This is a genomic window from Belnapia sp. AC561 (assembly GCF_979252845.1).
This window is the reverse complement of the sequence record NZ_CEEDBP010000397.1, coordinates 1-247: the sequence shown is the minus strand read 5'-3', so window position 1 is coordinate 247 and position 247 is coordinate 1. Positions and strand designations below refer to the sequence as shown.

The following is a 247-nucleotide window of genomic DNA, read 5'->3' as shown; positions in this document are numbered from 1 at the left end:
CAAAGAAGCCGAATCGCGCGGCCTGAAAGTATTCGACGCCACGTGCCCGCTGGTGACCAAAGTGCACATCGAAGTCGCCCGCTATAGCCGCGACGGCCGCGAATGCATCCTCATCGGCCACGCCGGCCACCCGGAAGTCGAAGGCACCATGGGCCAATACGACGCCAGTAATGGCGGCGCTATTTACCTGGTTGAAGACGAAACCGACGTCGCCAACCTCCAAGTGCGCAATCCCGAAACCCTGGCC

1 pseudogene is annotated in these 247 nt (G+C 61.5%); it reads left to right on the top strand.

Annotated elements, in window-relative coordinates:
• Positions 1 to 247 (top strand): annotated as a pseudogene (gene ispH / locus AC0IW9_RS31590) (4-hydroxy-3-methylbut-2-enyl diphosphate reductase); the annotation flags it as partial.